This is a genomic window from Natronospira proteinivora (genome assembly GCF_024170465.1).
GTDB classification, from domain to species: domain Bacteria; phylum Pseudomonadota; class Gammaproteobacteria; order Natronospirales; family Natronospiraceae; genus Natronospira; species Natronospira proteinivora.
In genome coordinates this window covers 375517-392367 of record NZ_JALJYF010000002.1, presented here as the reverse complement: position 1 = coordinate 392367, position 16851 = coordinate 375517, and the positions used below count along the sequence as shown (strand labels likewise).

Annotated in this window: 11 protein-coding genes; 9 read left to right on the top strand and 2 right to left on the bottom strand. The window is 60.9% G+C overall.

Annotated features, from left to right (window positions below):
* Window positions 1-66: 66 nt before the first annotated feature.
* A complete protein-coding gene (gene pepN, locus J2T60_RS09050; protein WP_253448683.1) occupies window positions 67-2709 on the top strand; it encodes an aminopeptidase N in 2643 nt (880 codons plus the stop codon).
* Window positions 2710-2780: 71 nt separating this feature from the next.
* Here the strand turns inward: pepN and J2T60_RS09045 are convergent, their stop codons facing one another.
* A complete protein-coding gene (locus J2T60_RS09045) occupies window positions 2781-3293 on the bottom strand; it encodes an outer membrane beta-barrel protein (protein ID WP_253448680.1) in 513 nt (170 codons plus the stop codon).
* A 152-nt stretch (window positions 3294-3445) separates the two neighbouring features.
* Here J2T60_RS09045 and purT point away from each other — a divergent pair, with 152 nt between their 5' ends.
* A complete protein-coding gene (gene purT / locus J2T60_RS09040) occupies window positions 3446-4630 on the top strand; it encodes a formate-dependent phosphoribosylglycinamide formyltransferase (protein ID WP_253448677.1) in 1185 nt (394 codons plus the stop codon).
* Between the two features lie 133 nt (window positions 4631-4763).
* The gene (locus tag J2T60_RS09035) at window positions 4764-6020 is read left to right on the top strand and encodes an EAL domain-containing protein (protein WP_253448674.1); all 1257 of its coding nucleotides are present in this window, start codon (window positions 4764-4766) and stop codon (window positions 6018-6020) included.
* Window positions 6021-6363: 343 nt separating this feature from the next.
* Here J2T60_RS09035 and J2T60_RS09030 read toward each other — a convergent pair whose 3' ends face one another.
* Window positions 6364-7575 (bottom strand): EAL domain-containing protein, encoded by a 1212-nt coding sequence (locus J2T60_RS09030; protein ID WP_253448671.1) that lies wholly within the window; start codon window positions 7573-7575, stop codon window positions 6364-6366.
* 126 nt (window positions 7576-7701) lie between these two features.
* Here J2T60_RS09030 and J2T60_RS09025 point away from each other — a divergent pair, with 126 nt between their 5' ends.
* From J2T60_RS09025 to J2T60_RS09000, 6 genes are read left to right on the top strand one after another with little or no spacing between them, the layout of a single operon-like run.
* Complete coding sequence (locus J2T60_RS09025) at window positions 7702-9879, top strand: CHASE2 domain-containing protein (protein ID WP_253448668.1); 2178 nt, start codon at window positions 7702-7704, stop codon at window positions 9877-9879.
* 16 nt (window positions 9880-9895) lie between these two features.
* A complete protein-coding gene (locus J2T60_RS09020) occupies window positions 9896-10402 on the top strand; it encodes an SH3 domain-containing protein (protein ID WP_253448666.1) in 507 nt (168 codons plus the stop codon).
* Window positions 10403-10404: 2 nt separating this feature from the next.
* Window positions 10405-11241: a M48 family metalloprotease gene (locus tag J2T60_RS09015; protein ID WP_253448663.1), complete on the top strand. Its 837-nt coding sequence runs from the start codon at window positions 10405-10407 to the stop codon at window positions 11239-11241.
* Window positions 11189-12544 carry an OmpP1/FadL family transporter gene (locus J2T60_RS09010; RefSeq protein WP_253448660.1) on the top strand — a complete coding sequence of 452 codons (1356 nt, stop codon included), beginning with the start codon at window positions 11189-11191 and terminating at the stop codon, window positions 12542-12544. The genes J2T60_RS09015 and J2T60_RS09010 overlap by 53 nt, the downstream gene beginning before the upstream one ends.
* 18 nt (window positions 12545-12562) lie before the next feature.
* Window positions 12563-13936 carry an alpha/beta fold hydrolase gene (locus tag J2T60_RS09005; RefSeq protein WP_253448657.1) on the top strand — a complete coding sequence of 458 codons (1374 nt, stop codon included), beginning with the start codon at window positions 12563-12565 and terminating at the stop codon, window positions 13934-13936.
* On the top strand, window positions 13933-16827 hold the full coding sequence (locus tag J2T60_RS09000) for a TolB family protein (protein ID WP_253448654.1): 2895 nt from the start codon (window positions 13933-13935) through the stop codon (window positions 16825-16827). Before J2T60_RS09005 ends, J2T60_RS09000 begins: the two co-directional genes overlap by 4 nt.
* Window positions 16828-16851: the final 24 nt, after the last annotated feature.

Here is a 16851-nt window from a genome sequence, read left to right as displayed (position 1 = left end):
GCATCGTTGAACGCCGGCCCCCTGATCGGCTCCAAGTGATACGACGTTTTTAACGGGAATACCATCATGAGAGAAGACCAAGCCAGAACCATTCGATTGGCCGAATACCAGCCCCCCAGCTGGACGGTGGACAAGGTCCGCCTGCGTTTCGAGCTGGATGCCGAGGCCACCGTGGTCCATAGCGAACTCAAGATTCGCCGGGGCGAGGGTCCTCATTCCGATACCCTGCGACTGGATGGTGAAGCGCTGGAGTTGTTGTCCGTTCAGGTGGACGGTGAAACCTTGTTGGCCGCTGACTATGAACAGGACGATGAATCCCTGAGCTTTCCCATCAGCCAGGATCAGGCTACCGTCACCCTGGTCAATCGGGTCCACCCGGCCCGAAACACGGCCCTGGAAGGCCTGTATCAGTCCGCCGACTTTCTGCTGACCCAGTGCGAGGCGGAAGGCTTTCGCAAGATCACCTATTTCCCGGACCGGCCCGATGTGATGGCCGAGTTCGAAGTACGTCTGGAGGCCGACAAGGCCCGTTATCCGGTACTGCTGTCCAACGGCAATCCGGTGGCCAGCGGCGAGCTGGAAGACGGCCGCCACTTTGCCGAATGGCATGACCCCCATCCCAAGCCAAGCTATCTCTTTGCCCTGGTGGCCGGGGATTTGGGCTATATCGAAAAGCCCTACGCCACGTCGGCGGGCCGGGACGTGACCCTGAGGGTCTATGCCGAACATCGCAATATGGATCAATGCGATTTCGCCATGACCTCCCTGATCAATGCCATGCGCTGGGATGAAGAACGCTTCGGGCTCAACTATGACCTGGACGTCTACAACATCGTGGCCACGGACGACTTCAACATGGGGGCCATGGAAAACAAGGGCCTGAATATCTTCAATTCCCGTTTCGTCCTGGCCCGGCCGGATACCGCCACCGACGAGGACTTTTTGGGGATTGAATCGGTGATCGGCCATGAATACTTCCATAACTGGACCGGCAACCGGGTCACCTGCCGGGACTGGTTCCAGTTAAGCCTCAAGGAAGGCCTGACCGTATTCCGGGATCAGGAGTTCTCCGCCGATCGCAATTCCCGGGCGGTAAAGCGCATCGAGGATGTGCGTCTGCTGCGGGCCGGTCAGTTCCCGGAGGATGCCGGGCCCATGGCCCATCCGGTGCGCCCGCCGGAGTACCAGGAGATCAACAACTTCTACACCGCCACCGTCTACATCAAGGGCGCGGAAGTGGTGCGCCTGTATCACAGCCTGCTGGGCGAGGAAGGGTTTCAGAAGGGCATGCGCCTGTACTTCGAACGCCACGACGGGGATGCGGTGACCACCGAGGATTTCCTGGCGGCCATGGCCGATGCCAATCAAATGGATCTGTCCCGGATGCAGCGCTGGTATGACCAGGCGGGCACGCCCACCGTCCATGTAACGACTGACTACGATGAAGACAAGCGCCGTTTGACCCTGACGCTCAAGCAAAGCCTGCCGGACACTCCCGGGCAAAGCGATAAACAACCCACCCTGATTCCGGTGCCCATGGGCCTGCTCAACAGCCAGGGCCGGGCCATGCCCCTGAAGCTGGCGGGGGAGGAAAAGCCCCGGGGCGAGGAAGCCGTATTGCAATTGACCGAGACCGAACAGCGTTTTGTCTTTGAAGGGGTGAGTGAAAGGCCGGTGGTTTCCCTGCTGCGGGGCTTCTCGGCCCCGGTGAAGCTGGACTTTGATCAAAGCGATGCCGACCTGGCGCATCTGATGGCCCACGATCAGGATTCCTTCAATCGCTGGGAAGCCTCCCAGCGGCTGTGCTGCCGGGTCATTATTCAAGCCATGGAAGCCATCCAGGCCGGTCAGACGCCCCAGTTCCCGGACAGTATCGATCAGGCCTTTGCCGCATTGCTGCGTGATGACAAGGCCGATCCCGGTCTGCGGGCCGAGGCCCTGACCCTGCCGGCCGAGACCTGGTTGGCGGAGCTGGTCAGCCCCATTGATCCAGTCGCCATTGCCGATGCCCGACATGCCCTCAAAGTGCATCTGGCCAAACGCTTCCACGAGGATTGGGCGCGTTTGTATGCGGACAATCAATTGCAGGGTGAGTACCAGCCCGAGCCCCGGGATATCCTCAAGCGTCGCCTGAAGAACCTGGCCCTGTCCTATCTGGCGGCCAGCGGCGAGAGCGAGTCCGTGAAAAAGGCCGTGGCCCAGTTCGATACCGCCGATAATATGAGCGATCAGATGGCGGCCATGAAGTCGGTGGTGCTGGAAGGCCACACCCAGGGCGAATCTTTGCTGACCCGTTTCTACAAGCAGTGGAAGTCTCAGCCGCTGGTGGTGGACAAGTGGTTCACCCTGCAGGCCATGCGTAGCGATGGTGATGCGGTGGCTCGCATTCGGGAGCTACGCGATCATCCGGCGTTCAAGATCACCAATCCCAACAAGGTGCGTGCCCTGTATGGGGCTTTCGCCAATGGCAATCGCAAGTCCTTTCATGCCGAGGATGGGCGGGGTTATGAGCTGATCGCCGATGTGGTGATGGAGCTGGATGAATTGAATCCGTCCATCGCGGCCCGTCTGGTGAGTGTCTTCAACCCCTGGAAGCGGATGGATGAGACCCGTCAGGGCTTGATGAAGGCTCAGCTTGAGCGCATCAAGGCCAAGGGTAAACTAAGCCGGGATGTCAACGAAATCGTCTCGCGTGCCTTGGGCCAGTAAGGTTAAGCGACGCTAAACCAAAAAGGCCGGTCGAATGACCGGCCTTTTTCAGTTTCAGGCTGACAGGGAGATCAGAACGTCAGCGTGGCACTCAGGTAATCCAGGTCGGCTTCGAAATCATCATCCAGCTTCGTGCGTGTCCACTCGAAATGCCAATTGCTTACGCTGACACCAACGCCATAGGCGAAGTTGGTGCTTGACTGGCTGAAAGAGCCTCCGGCGGATGGGGAAAAGTCGAAGTCCGATTGGGCTACACCGATCTTGCCTCGAATTTTCACTGCAGGGGTCGGCGACTCACCCACAAAGAAAGCACTCAGCATGTTACCGCTGTAATCCATGCTGCCCATCAGGTCATCGAATTCGCCATCCGTCAGGGTTTGGGTGTAATTGCCTTCCACACTGAAAGGGGTGGCCGGAATGTTGATGTCCACCCGAAGGTTGACGGCGATGGCTGCGTCGTCATCATCTTCCAGCGTCAGAGCACCAGCGCCCACGCCGAAGTCGATCAATGGCAAAGCCTGGGCGGTGGGAGCGACAGTCAGGCTGCCGGCCAGGGCGAGGCCCGCGATAATCTGCTTGTTCATGATTCATTTCCTCTTCATTCTGCAAGGGGTCCCATTGCGGGAATCATCTTAACACCTGCAGCATAATCGCCAAGCGCCGTCCTTGCCATGTTGCTCGCGTGGGGACGGTATAATCCGGCCATTATCGTTGTCTGTTTTGCCATGAGGTGCTTATGAGCAGTATAGGAACTCCCGCCAGTCCCAGCGCCAAGCGTGTGATACTTCTGGGCAGCGGCGAATTGGGCAAGGAAGTGGCCATTGCCCTGCAGCGGCTGGGTTGTGAGGTGATTGCGGTGGACCGCTACGCCAACGCCCCGGCCATGCAGGTGGCCCACCGCCACCATGTCATCGACATGCTGGACGGGGAGGCCATTCGAGCGGTGGTGGACCAGGAAGCGCCCCATCTCATCGTGCCGGAAGTGGAAGCCATCGCTACCGATATGCTGGTGATCCTGGAGGAACGGGGTCACAACGTGGTGCCCAATGCCCGGGCCACAAAGCTCACCATGAACCGGGAAGGCATCCGGCGTCTGGCCGCCGAGGAACTGGATTTGCCCACTTCGCCTTATCAATTTGCCGAGAGCGAGGCCGAGTACCGCGCTGCCGTGGAGACGGTGGGGCTGCCCTGCGTGGTCAAGCCGGTGATGTCCTCCTCCGGCAAGGGCCAAAGCCTGGTGCGGGCGGAGAAAGATATCGTGCCGGCCTGGGAATACGCCCAGTCCGGGGGCCGGGCCGGCAAGGGCCGGGTGATCGTGGAAGGCTTTGTGGATTTTGACTACGAGATCACCCTGCTCACCGTGCGCCACCGGGACGGGACGGCCTTTTGTGAACCTATCGGGCATCGCCAGGAAGATGGTGATTACCGGGAATCCTGGCAGCCCCAGGCCATGTCCGAGCAAGCCGCCCGGCGTGCCCGGGAGGTGGCCGAGGCGGTGACCACGGCCTTGGGCGGCTACGGGGTCTTTGGGGTGGAGTTGTTCATCAAGGGCGATATGGTCTGGTTCAGTGAAGTCTCGCCGCGGCCCCATGACACGGGCTTGGTGACCCTGATCTCCCAGGACTTGTCCGAGTTTGAGCTCCACGCCCGGGCGATTCTGGGCCTGCCCATTCCCGCCATTCGCCAATGGGGCCCTTCGGCGTCCGCGGCCCTGGTGGTGCATGGGGATTCCCAGCAGGTCCGCTTTAGCGGCCTGGATCAAGCCCTGGCCGAGCCGGACACGGATTTGCGCTTGTTCGGCAAACCCGAGGTTCAGGGCAGCCGCCGTATGGGTGTGACCCTTGCCCGGGGCGAGGACATCGAGGAAGCCGTGGGCAAGGCAGTGGCGGCCCGAACGGCGATCCAGGTGGACTTGGGCTAGATGTCGACCCGCTTGGGCGATCAATCGCCTATCCTGCTAAGCTGAAAAAAGCCGTTTGCCGAAGCGGCGCGAAGTCAGTCAAAAGGGTTTTCATATTGGTGCCCGCCGGGGCCGTCATTCAGGGGAGCATGGCATGCCGGATCAATTGCCCAGAGAGCAGTTCGCGGCCGGAGAGCAGATCTTTGCCCAGGGAGATCTAGGCGACAAGGCCTATTTCATTGACCGGGGCAGTGTGGACATCAGTGCCGAGCAGGGCGGGCGGCGGGTGGTGATTGCCCGCCTGAAGGCCGGTGATTTGTTCGGCGAGCTGGCCCTGATCAATCAGCAGACCCGCTCGGCCACGGCGGTGGCGGTGGAACCCACCGAAGTGGTGGCTATCACCGCGGCCCAGTTGGACCGGGCGCTGAAAGGCGCCAACCCTTTGCTACGCAAACTGCTGCAGGTGAATCTGGGCCGTTTCCAGTGGACCCAGCAGTTCATGCTTCAGAATACCGAGAGTGGTGATGCAGGCCAGCCACTGGAAAAACGGGCCAAACGGGATCTGGCCCTGGAAAAGGAAATCGAGACGGCGATCGGGGAACGCCAGTTCGAAATGCATTACCAGCCCATTATTGCCCTGCGGGGGGGAAACACCGTGGGTTTCGAGGCCCTGATGCGCTGGCGCCATCCCCGGCGGGGCTTGCTGTATCCGGCCGAGTTCATCGAGGTGGCCGAACGAACGGGGCAGATTGTTGAGATGGGGCGCTTTGCCCTGGAGGAATCCCTGAATGCCCTGAAGGCCTTCCAGATGCTGTCCAGCGGGGCCGGGGCCAGCCCCCGTCCGCCCCTCACCGCCCTGGCCGAAGCAGCACCGGAACCCCGGCCCCGCTCCCGGGACCCCTTGTTCATGAGTATCAATGTGTCGGGGCGCCAGCTCTTCGAGCTGCAGGAGATCGATACCATTGGGGATCTGGTGATGGCTTCCGGGGTGGACCCGAAACAGGTCAAGCTGGAGATCACCGAGAGTTTGCTGGTGGATGATCCGGGCCATGCTGCGGCGGCCTTGCAGATGCTGCGTGAATACGGCATGAAGATCGCGCTGGATGATTTCGGCACCGGCTATTCCAGCCTGAGCTATCTCCATCAGTTCCCCATGGATACCCTGAAAATCGATCAGACCTTTGTCTCCACCATGGGCCGCGATCCCAAGAGCTATCGCATTGTTCGGGCCATTGTGGGTTTGGCTCAGGAGTTGGGCATGGAGACCATTGCGGAGGGCATCGAACGGAATAATCAGCTGGCCGGTTTGCGGGAAATCGAGTGCGACTATGGCCAGGGTTATCTGATGTCCCGCCCGGCTTCCTTCCGCGAGGCCCGCAAGTTGCTCCAGAGTCGTCAGGCGCGCTGGTAAACGCTTGGGACGCCAAAATAAATTCAGCTACAACAGCACCCAGAACGAAGCCGAAGCTAGCTCACCTCCACCACTGCTTTCCAACTGGAGGATTGAGCACATGGTGGGATTTTCCAGGGCTGTAAGCGACAGGGATGTCGCGCCCAGAGCGTCTCAGGGATGGATTCACAGCGTCCCTGGAAAATCCCACCATGTGGTCAAGCCGTGAAGCTTCGAAAGCAGTCCACTTCCCTCCGGCTGGCTGAGCTTGAATCGCACCGTAGATTTCTGAAACTGACAGTATTAGGACATTGAGCCATTAGAATGTTGAATCGTGTTCCTATTGGGTGATGGTCCTGGAGGCCTAATGCCTCGGCACCTCAAACCGTGGGGCACCGGCCAGCAGCTGGCGGATCTGATCGGCGGTTTGGGGCTTGGCCATGAGAAAGCCCTGGACGTAATCGCACTCGAAGCGATTCAGACTGGCCAGCTCCTCCTCGTTCTCCACCCCCTCCGCAATGATGTTCAGGTCCAGATCCCGGGCCAGGCCCGAAATGGCCCGCACGATGCGCTCCCGGCGGGGATCATGGATCATGTCCTGGACAAAGGAACGGTCGATCTTGAGGGTGTCCAGCGGGAAGAGATGCAGATAGCTGAGGCTGGAATAGCCGGTGCCGAAATCATCAATGGCCAGGCGCACGCCCAGGTCCCGCAATTGCTGCAGGGCGATGGCCGCGTGCATGGGATCATCCACCAGCAGGCTTTCGGTGATCTCCAGCTTGATCCGCTCCGGGGCTACCCCCGATTGCTTGAGCACCGCACCGAGATGCTCGATTTCGTCCAGCTCCAGCAATTGGCGGCCGGAGACATTCACACTCATGAAAAGCGGTGGCTGCTCGTCGAGTGCCTGTTGGTCCACGATGGCCTGAAAGCCCTTGAGCTGTTCCAGGGCTTCTTCCAGAGCCCAGGCCCCCATGGCGACGATCTGGCCGGTGGCCTCCGCCACGCCGATGAACTCGCCGGGGGAGACCGTGCCCCGGTCCGGATGGCGCCAGCGCATCAGGGCCTCGAAACCGGCGATATGCCCTTTTTCCAGATCCACAATGGGCTGATAGAACAGCTCGAATTCCCGGGTCTTGATGGCGCGGCCGATTTCCGCCTCCACATTGCGGTCCCGCTCAGCCTGGTGGGCCAGGGAACTGTCTTCGGACTTGGGGGAGGCATGCTGGAGCATGAAGCGCTGGGTCCAGATGAAGCGGCCCAGGTTGCCCCGCAGCAGGGTTTGGAGCAGGGGGTCCGCGGAATCAATGGCGGCCTGCAGGCGCTCGGTGGAGATGACCGTGGCCTCGGTGTCGCGAGTGGTGGTGGCGGTGGCCGTGCGGGCCTGATGGCTGATCAGGGCCAGTTCACCGAAGACCTCACCGGGGCCCAGATTGGCGATGACCACTTTCTTGCCACCCTGATCGGTGGAAATCTCCACCTGGCCGGAACGGATCAGATAGGCATGGTCACCGGGCTCACCTCGATGGAATATGGTTTCTCCAGCATCGAAACGCGTGTTGGGCAGTTCGGCCATTGTGTCCCTCCCCGGCAATCCTTTCGGCGACAATCCCCCATAAGGGGGACAGCTGTCAACGCCCCATCCAGGGGGCCGTTACTGGCATCGGAAATGGTTACACTGTGGATTGGGGGTAGTGTCTGAATGCAATGGTCACATCACAAAAAGCAGGCGCGATGGCTGGTCCTGATCGGACTGCTGGCCGGATTGCTGGTAACGCTGATTCATCTGGCGGGCGGTTTTCAGCGCCTGGAATGGATCAGCCAGGATGCCCGTACCCAGGTCATGCGTTCAGAGGCCCGGGTTCACGAGGATCTGGCGCTTGTGCTCATTGATGAAACCTCGCTCACCCAGCTCAACCCCCTGCTGGGTCGTTTTCCCTGGCCCCGCTCGGTGTATGCCGATCTGCTGGAATTCCTGGCCCAGGGCAACCCCCGGGCGGTGGTCTTTGATGTGCTGTTCAGCGAGAACCAGTGGCTGGACAATGAGGCCCGTGACGCGCTGAGTCGGGAGGACGAGGCCCTGGCCATGGAAACGGCGGCCGCCGGCAATGTCCACCATGCCCTGCATGTCCACCGGGAGTCTCCGGATGAGCAGGCCGATACCGTTCGTGCTCAGGCCCTGCCGGATTTCGTGGTGAATCGCCATGCCCTGAGCCGGGCCGAGGGTTTTCCGGATCTGGGGCGGAACAGTTATCTATTGCCCTTTGATGAGCTCGCCCAGATGTCGGCGGGCCTGGGCGGCGTGGGCCTGGATTCTGATGCCGACGGGGTTTATCGCCGGGTCAGTCCCTTTTTCGTCTATCAGGACGCGGTCCTGCCCGGTTTGTCCACCACCGCTTTGCATGAGCAGCTGGCTCCCGAGGTCCTGCAGCAAGGCGATCAGGCCCTTCACATGAACGGGCAGGTATTGCCCGTGGACGGGGAAAGCCGTCTGCATGCCAACTTTTATGGAGATGTGCCGGCTTTTTCCTTTTCCGGACTGATTCAGAGCCGTTCCGCACTGCTTCGGGGTGAAGCGGATCGCATGCTGGTTCAGCCGGAGGAGTTCGAAGACAAGATCGTGTTTATTGGCGGTTCGGCCATTGGGCTACACGATATCAAGCACACGCCCATGGACAGTCGAACGCCCGGGGTGGAAATTCACCTGACCGCCGCCAGTAATCTCCTTAAAGGAGATTATCTGCGGCCCATGCCGGTCTGGTTCACGCCGGTGTTGATCATGGCCTTGTCTCTGCTCACTGCCCTGGGTTTTCTCATGAGCCGGGTTTATCGCCAGTCGCTTTTACCCCTGGCCCTGATGGTGGCCCATGTGGGGTTTGCCTTCTGGGCCTTTGGCCAGCATTACCTGGTGGATCTGGTGGCGCCGGTGGCGGGTCTCGCCTTCAGCGGCCTGTTCTGCATGGCCTACGTCTCCGCCACCGAGGGGCGTGACCGACGACGGGTGCGGCGCATGCTCTCTCAGTATGTCTCACCGGCGGTATTGGCCGAGGTGGTGGATCGTTACGAGGATCACATCAGCGCCGAGGTGGGCACGGATGAGGAAATGACCATCCTGTTCTCCGATATTCGAGGATTCACCGGTATCTCCGAAAGCTATCCTCCGGCCCAGGTGGTGGAACTGCTTAATCGTTACCTGTCCCGCCTGAGCGATGCCATCTTTGATCACGACGGTACCCTGGACAAGTTCATTGGTGACGCCATCATGGCCTTTTGGGGGGCGCCTATCCGGGTGGCGGATCATGCCGACCGGGCGGTGTTGGCGGGCCTGGCCATGCAGCGGCAGGTGGATGCCCTGAACCAGGAACTAGAGGCGGAAGGCCAGCCCCTGCTGCGGACCGGTATCGGCCTGCATAGTGGACGAGTGGTGCTGGGGAATATCGGTTCCGATCGAAAGCTTGACTACACTGTGATTGGTGACAATGTGAACCTGGCTTCCCGCATCGAGGGGTTGACCAGTCACTATGGTTGCCCCTTGTTGATATCGGATATCACCTATCGCGCCCTGTCACAGGAGGTGATCTGCGCTTTGGTGGACCGGGTGCGGGTCAAGGGCAAACAGCAGTCAGTGGCGGTCTGGCGCCCCCTGGCGGGGCCCGAGGATGGCCCGGAATGGCGACAGCAGGCCATGGCGATTCGTCAGACCACGGAAGCCGCCTGGGCCTGTTATGAGGCCCGGCAATGGGATGAGGCATTGGTCGCATTCCAGGCCCTGCCGGAAGGGGACCCGGTCAGGGCCGTCTTTGTTGAACGATGCCGGGCTTACGCCCGTAGTGGTGTGAGTGACGACTGGCAGGGTGTCCACGGTCTGGACAGCAAGTGATCTAGGGAGATGAATGATGGGGATGAGATTCTGTTTGATGGCTGGCCTGGTACTGGCCGCTTTGCCGTTCAAGCCGCTGATGGCGGAAACGGTCGCGGCGTCCGAGGACGGGACGGTCTACGTGCAAACCCAGGGGGCCGCCCTTTTTGAAGACCCCAGCTTCGGGGGAGACCCGGTGGCTCGACTGGCCCAGGGACTGGAAGTCCGGGTGCTGGCCGAGGAGGATGGCTGGCAGAGAATCCGGGTTGAAGAGCTGGAGGGCTGGATGCCGGCCATGGTGCTGCGGGATACCCCGCCCACGGGCCGGGAAAGCCATGTGGATGAAGCGGCTGAACTGGAATCCAGCGCCCGCCGGCGGGCTTCCGCGGTGACCACGGCTGGCGCCATCCGGGGTGTTGAGGAGGATGAGCGTCTGCTGGATGATCCCAATCTTAATATCGAGGCCCTGCGTCGGATGGAAGAGCTGGGCGCCAGCCCGGAAGAGGCCCTGCAGTTCATGAGCGAAGAAGAAGAGGAACGCTAGCCATGGGGCGATTGCGCGGCGCCGGATTCATTCTGCTGTGTCTGAGCCTGCTGGCCCCGCAGTGGCTGGCTGCGGAGCATCCGGCCCGGGCGCGACTCCATCAGATTCAGCCGGTTCAGGCCGCCGAAGCCAATGAGCGGGCCGAAATCCGCGTGGGCCGGGAAGTGGCGGCAAGGATTCTGGCTCGCCATGAACTGCATCCGGATGCCGAGTTGCAGCGTTACGTGAATCTGGTGGGACGAGGCCTGTCCATGCATGGCGAGCGTCCGGCCCTGGATTTCTATTTTGCCGTGCTGGATTCCGAACAGATCAACGCTTATGCCGCCCCCGGTGGCTATGTCTTCGTGACCGCAGGGGCCTTGGCCCTGATGGAGGATGAAGCCGAGCTGGTGGGGGTGCTGGCCCATGAAATCGCCCACGTGGATGCCCGGCACATCGTCAATGCCCTGGGCATTCGGGCGCCGGAAAGCTCTCCCATGGCAGGCCTGACCCGCTTCTTTGGCGGGGCCGGGGAAGCGGCCCAGGTCTTTTTCAGCCAGACCGTGGAGCAGGTGGTGGAAGTACTGTTCGAGGAGGGCCTGCAAAGGGACGATGAATTTCAGGCCGATGCCATGGCAGTGCGCCTGGCGGCCCGGGCCGGTTATGATCCACAGGGCCTGTCCCGTTTTCTGGAGCGAATGTCTGAGAAAGATAATGGACGCGCATTGGATGAGGTCTCCAGCACCCACCCGGCGGCCAGTGAGCGACTGTCCCGGCTAAGCCGGCAATTGGACGAGGAGGGTTTGAGTGAAGCAGACCGGCAACGTCGAGCAGCACGATTCCAGCGCCATGTGCCCTGAGGCCGTCCGGCAGGGGCCCATCAACCATCGCAACAAGTGGCGGGGCCTGGCCCGGCCGCTTATATTGCTGGCGGCCACCTCCCTGGCCGGCGCGGCCGTGGCGGATGAATACCATTACCGGGATATTCTTATCGGCACCCGGGCCTCTGCCATGGGAGGCGCCTACACGGCCATCTCCGACGATCCCTCGGGCTTGTATCACAATCCGGCGGGGATCGTGCATGCCAGCGAGTTGAATCTGTCCGGCAGCGTCAATGCCTGGCACCGGACCCGGGTGACTTACGAAGACGTGCTGGGCGATGGACGTGACTGGAACCGGGAGTCCGGCACGCTCATTCCCAACTTCTTCGGTATTACTCAGCCGGTGGGCCCGGGGGTGCTGGGTTTTTCCTATGTGGTGACCGACTCCATCCAGGAGGATCAGGACCAGACCTTTCTGGATGTGGAGAATCGTGAACGCTTCACCATTAATCTCAATGACAATCAATCGGTCTACAAGCTGGGCCCCTCCTATGCCTGGCAAGTGAATGACCAGTTGTCGGTGGGGGTCAGTCTGTATTTCCACTTTCGGGAGCAGGAAGAGATCAACAATCAGTTGATTGTGCTGGATGCTGGCAGTGGCCCAGGGGCGGGTGATTCAGATATCGAATGGCGATACGTGCAAACCCAGAACGACGAGTGGGGCATCAAGCCAGTGATTGGCATCATGTGGGAGCCTGATGATCGGCTGGCTCTGGGTGCCAGTATTCGACAGGCCAATGTGGCGAGCGCGGAGAATTACCTTTTCTTCACCTGCCATGGTTCTTCGATATCGGACAGCGCTCTTTGCCCGGAAGGGGATATCGATTATGTGGAACTCAGTGATGATATTCGGCGGGATCACCCGGTGGAGATTCGCCTGGGCGCGGCTTGGTTCCACAGCCCCCGCTTTCTGCTGTCTGCCGATATCAGTTATCACACTGCCCATACTGATGTGGTCCGGGGTGTGGATGGGCGGGATGTGGAAGGCACCTGGAATATCGCATTGGGTAGCGAGTACTACCTGAATAATCAATGGGCAGTGCGAAGCGGGGTTTTCACCAATCGGGCCAATACATCCTCGGACGTGGTGGCCCATGATCATGTCAATCTCTACGGTATTTCGGCCAGCCTGGCCCGTTTCACCCGCAACTCTTCCCTGGATCTTGGTTTCAGCTATTCCCGGGGACGCGGCGAGGGGCAGGTACTGCCTGCCGGCAACGAGCCCCAGACAATGGTGGCCGAGAACATCACCATCTTTCTTTCCAGTTCCTATACCTTCTAGCTAAATAAGGGAAGCGGCATGCGGGCTGATAGAAAGCGGGCTTGTGGATGGCTGAGTCGGGGTCTGTTCCTCTTGCTGCTGCTCATGGTTGTGCCGGTGCATGCCTTGCCTGGTCTCGAGAAAACCCGTCTGCCTGATCCGGTTCTGGGTGAGCATGTCACCGTGTATCACGGTGGCAAGGAAGGTGGGCATCCCGTGGTCCTGGTTCATGGTATTGGCGGTGATTCCGTCACAGCATGGAATGCCCTGGTACCGCCGTTGAGGGATGACTATTTTCTGCTGGCCATGGATCTGCCGGGCTTCGGTGATTCGGCGGGGGGCAATCGCCTGTACAGCCAGGATGCCTACGCCGAAGTGCTTCAGCATGTAATTGAGGAATTCACCGATGAGCCGGTGATTCTGATCGGTCACTCCCTGGGCGGTGCAGTTGCACTCCGCTATGCGGCTCGCTATCCAGAGCAGGTCCATCGTCTGCATTTGGTAAGTGTGGCGGGTATTCTCCATCAGGCCAGTTATACCGAATTCCTGGCCGGGGGCGGGCCTTATGATGGAGAGCGGGCGGATACCGTTCACCCGGTACTGGGTAAGGCCATTCGCAAATTCGTCCGTCGGGCCCCGGGAGGGGAGCGGGTATTGGGCAGTCAGTTGCTCAGGCGACTGATATTGAGAGGGGATCCGGAGCGCATAGCGGCCCTGGCATTGGTGAGCACGGATTTCAGTGAAACCCTGGATCAGGTAAGCGCGCCCACTGCCGTCTATTGGGGCGTGGATGATGCCACTGCCCCCCTGCGAACGGGGCAATTGCTGGCGGCCCGTCTGCCCCAGGGTAGTCTCACGGTCTTTGATGATGCCGGCCATATGCCCATGCGGGAAACCCCGCAGCGTTTCAATCGCAGCCTGATCGAGGCCCTGGACCGTCCGATCCGCCATGGCGAAGCAGTGCGGCCACCAGTGGGGGCGGGTCGCCGGGATGCGGTGTGTCAGGGTGAGTCGGGCTGGCGATTGAGCGGGGCCTATCGCCATGTGGTGATTGAAGACTGTGATTCGGTGGTGCTGGATCGGGTCTCCGCTCGCTCATTGGAGATTCGCGATTCCCGGGTGAAAATTCACGCCTCCGCCATTGTCAGGGAATCGGAGGACGAGCCTGCAGTGCTTGCCCGAAACAGCCGTGTCAGTGTCACGGCCGGTCGGCTTCAGGGCGAGCCGGTGATCGATACCGGGCGCAGTTCCCTGGACCTGGCCGGGGTGCGCCTCCAGGCCCAGGACATCCTGGTGAGCAACCCGGAACCATCGGCCAGCGAGATCGTGTTTTCCGTTTCCGCTTTCCAGAAGCCCGGGGAAGCGGGATATCTGCATCGGGTTATTGGCCTGGAAAAAGGAGAAACAATGTGAGCCTGGCAAGGATGGGAATGGCGGCATGGCTTGGTTGTTCATTGATGGTTGCCGTGTCCACTGCGGTGGCGGCTCACCCCTCGGAAGAATGGCGAACTCTGGAAACGGAACGTTTTCGATTCCATGTCCCGGTGGAAGCGGAACCCTGGGCCCGGGGGATCGTTCAGGGCAGTGAAGTCCTGGCGGATGAAGTCCATGAACTGGTGGGCTATGAACCGGAAGGGCGCATCGATGTGCTGGTGGTGGACCCTTTCAATCAGCCCAATGGAATGGCCCTGCCCATCATCGGCAAGAGCCGTATGGTGCTGTTCACCACGCCCCCTCAGTCCGATTCGGTGATCGGCAACTTCGCCCACTGGGATCAATTACTGTTCATTCATGAACAGGCCCATCTGGCTCATCTGGCTCGGCCGCCCCGGGGCCTGGTGGGCCCGGGTTGGCGTCGCCTCTGGTTGCCCCTGGGCCTGGGCCCCCTGGCCCAGGAGCCCATGTGGATGATCGAGGGTTATGCCACCTGGGTGGAAGGCAAACTCACCGGCCGGGGTCGGCCCAACAGTGATTTCCGTGATGCCCTGATTCGCCAGTGGGCCCTGGAGGGACGGCTGCCCTCCTATGGGGCGGTCAGCCGCCCGGACGGTGATGACTGGATGGCCCGGACCATGGCCTATCTGGTGGGCTCGGCCTATTTTGACTGGCTGGAGGAAAGAGAGGGTCCCGAGGCCTTTCAGGACGTCTGGGCCCGGGCCACGGCCCGGGAACGTCGCTCATTTTCCGAGGCCTTCAAGGGGGTCTTCGGAGACAGTCCGGCCGATCTCTATGCCCGTTTTACCGCAGAGCTGACCCATGCGGCTCTGGTGCGGGAAGAGACCCTGGCGGACAATCAGCGTTGGGGCCGGCTTTGGCAGGACTATTCGGGCAACACCGGGGATCTGGCGGTTTCGCCGGACGGGGAATACCTGGCGCTGGTCAAGCGCCAGCCTCGGCAGGCTAGTGAACTCAAGATTCTGACCCTGAATGACAATGAGGCGCGTTTTGAACGCTGGCATGAACAGCAGGCGCAATTATTGGAGCGGGACCCGGACGATGTGAAAGCCGTGGAGCCCGACAGTCTTCCGCGCTCACCGTCGTATCGTTTGCCGGCCCCCCAGGCGCGGGATATCCGCCATCCCCGCTGGATACCCGGACAATCCGAACTGTTGTTTGCCCAGTCCACCGTGGATGCCCGGGGTCAGCAGCGGTCCGATCTGTTCCGCTGGAATTACGAATCCGGCCAAGTCAGTCGCATCAGCCGCCATGCCAGCCTGCATCGTGCGGATCCCTCGCCGGAGGGGGATTGGGCAGTGGCGGTTCGCCAGGTTCATGGACAGTCCCAGCTGGTCCGGGTGGATCTGGACGATGGGACTATTGAGGCAATAACGGAGCCCCGCCTGGATGTGATTCACGATTACCCCCGTTTCCATCCGGACGGTGAGTACTTGGCTTATATGCGCCATGAAGCCGGCCGTTGGCAGCTGGTGGAACGGCGCTTGTCAGATGGTCACGAGCAGGTTTTGATGGATTCCCGGGGTGAGGATTTTCTTTCCCATCCCAACTGGTCGGCGGATGGGGAGCGGTTATTCTTCACCCGAAGCCGGAATGGGCATCTGGATCTCTACATGCTGGACCGAGCCGCCGGCACCCACTTTCAACTGACACAATCGCCCCATATCGCATTCCAGCCCGAGGCCATTCCAGACCAGGCCGGCCTGCTGTACCTCAGCCATGGTCGTAGCGGCATGCGGGTGATGAAGCTCGATGAGTTGGAGCCTGTCCCACTTGCCAAGCCGGCCGTCCTGGGAGAGGACAAGCTGGCTTCCCTGAAGGGGATGGATATCGACCAGCGGGCCTCGGTGGAAAGTCGGCCTTATGGCGCGGGGCCACAGTTTGCCAGCAGCCTGTTGGGTTTTCGCTGGCACCGTGCGGATCGCAGTCTGGATCTCGGTATTCGTGGGGGCGATCCGGTGGGTCGCCTGGACTGGATGCTGGCGGCCAGCCGTTCCAGTCGCGGCAGTCTGGACGGGGAAGTGGCCTCGGTGGGCTGGCATGGTTGGCCCGCCAGCCTGAATATGAGCCTGTTTCGTCTGGATACCGCCCTGGGGGAACAATCGGATATGCCCCATGCCCTGCGGGAGACCTTTGTTGATCAGGAGCAGCGTGGCCTGCGCCTGGGGACGGCCTATCGCCAGCAAATGGGCTTGTCTCACTGGCGTATCCAGGGCGGCTTGAACCATGCCCGTTTACGCCAGGCGGGTCAGACCCTGGACCAGGACTGGCTGGATCTGGGCATTGCCTTTCAGGGGCATTGGCGTCGTGGCGATTGGCGATTGCAGGGGGGCGTTCAGCTGCAGACATGGCGCGGTGACAGTGATGATCAATCCTGGGAACGAGATGACTGGTCATTGAACCTGGGGGGCGGCTTTCGCAATACACGACTCCAGGCAAGCTGGCATCAGGCTGAGCTGGGCAAGACCGCCCCGGGTATGGCCTCCCTCACGCTGGGGGGGCAGATGGGGACGGTGAATAATCAAAAGACCCAGCCTCTTACCCTCTACGAGCCGGCGATTGCCGCCGGGCTTTTGCAGGGGCAGGTTTATGAAAAACAGGCGTTGAGCCTGTCGGGTCCCGGTAACGCGCGGCTATTCCACCGTCGCCATCGAATGGGTATGAGCAATGCCGGTGAAGGTGAATGGTTGAAGGTAAGCGGTTTTGAAGTGTCCGCGATCCAGGTTCCGGGGATTCTAGCCTTGCCGGAGGTGAGGGGGATTGCGCTGGGTCTGGGTTTCGGACAAGTACACGGTGAAGGGCGGGAAGGCCATCGACGGGCCTGGCTCAATCTTCGTTATGACTGGTAATGCCTGCCTGTTGGCAGTTAAATC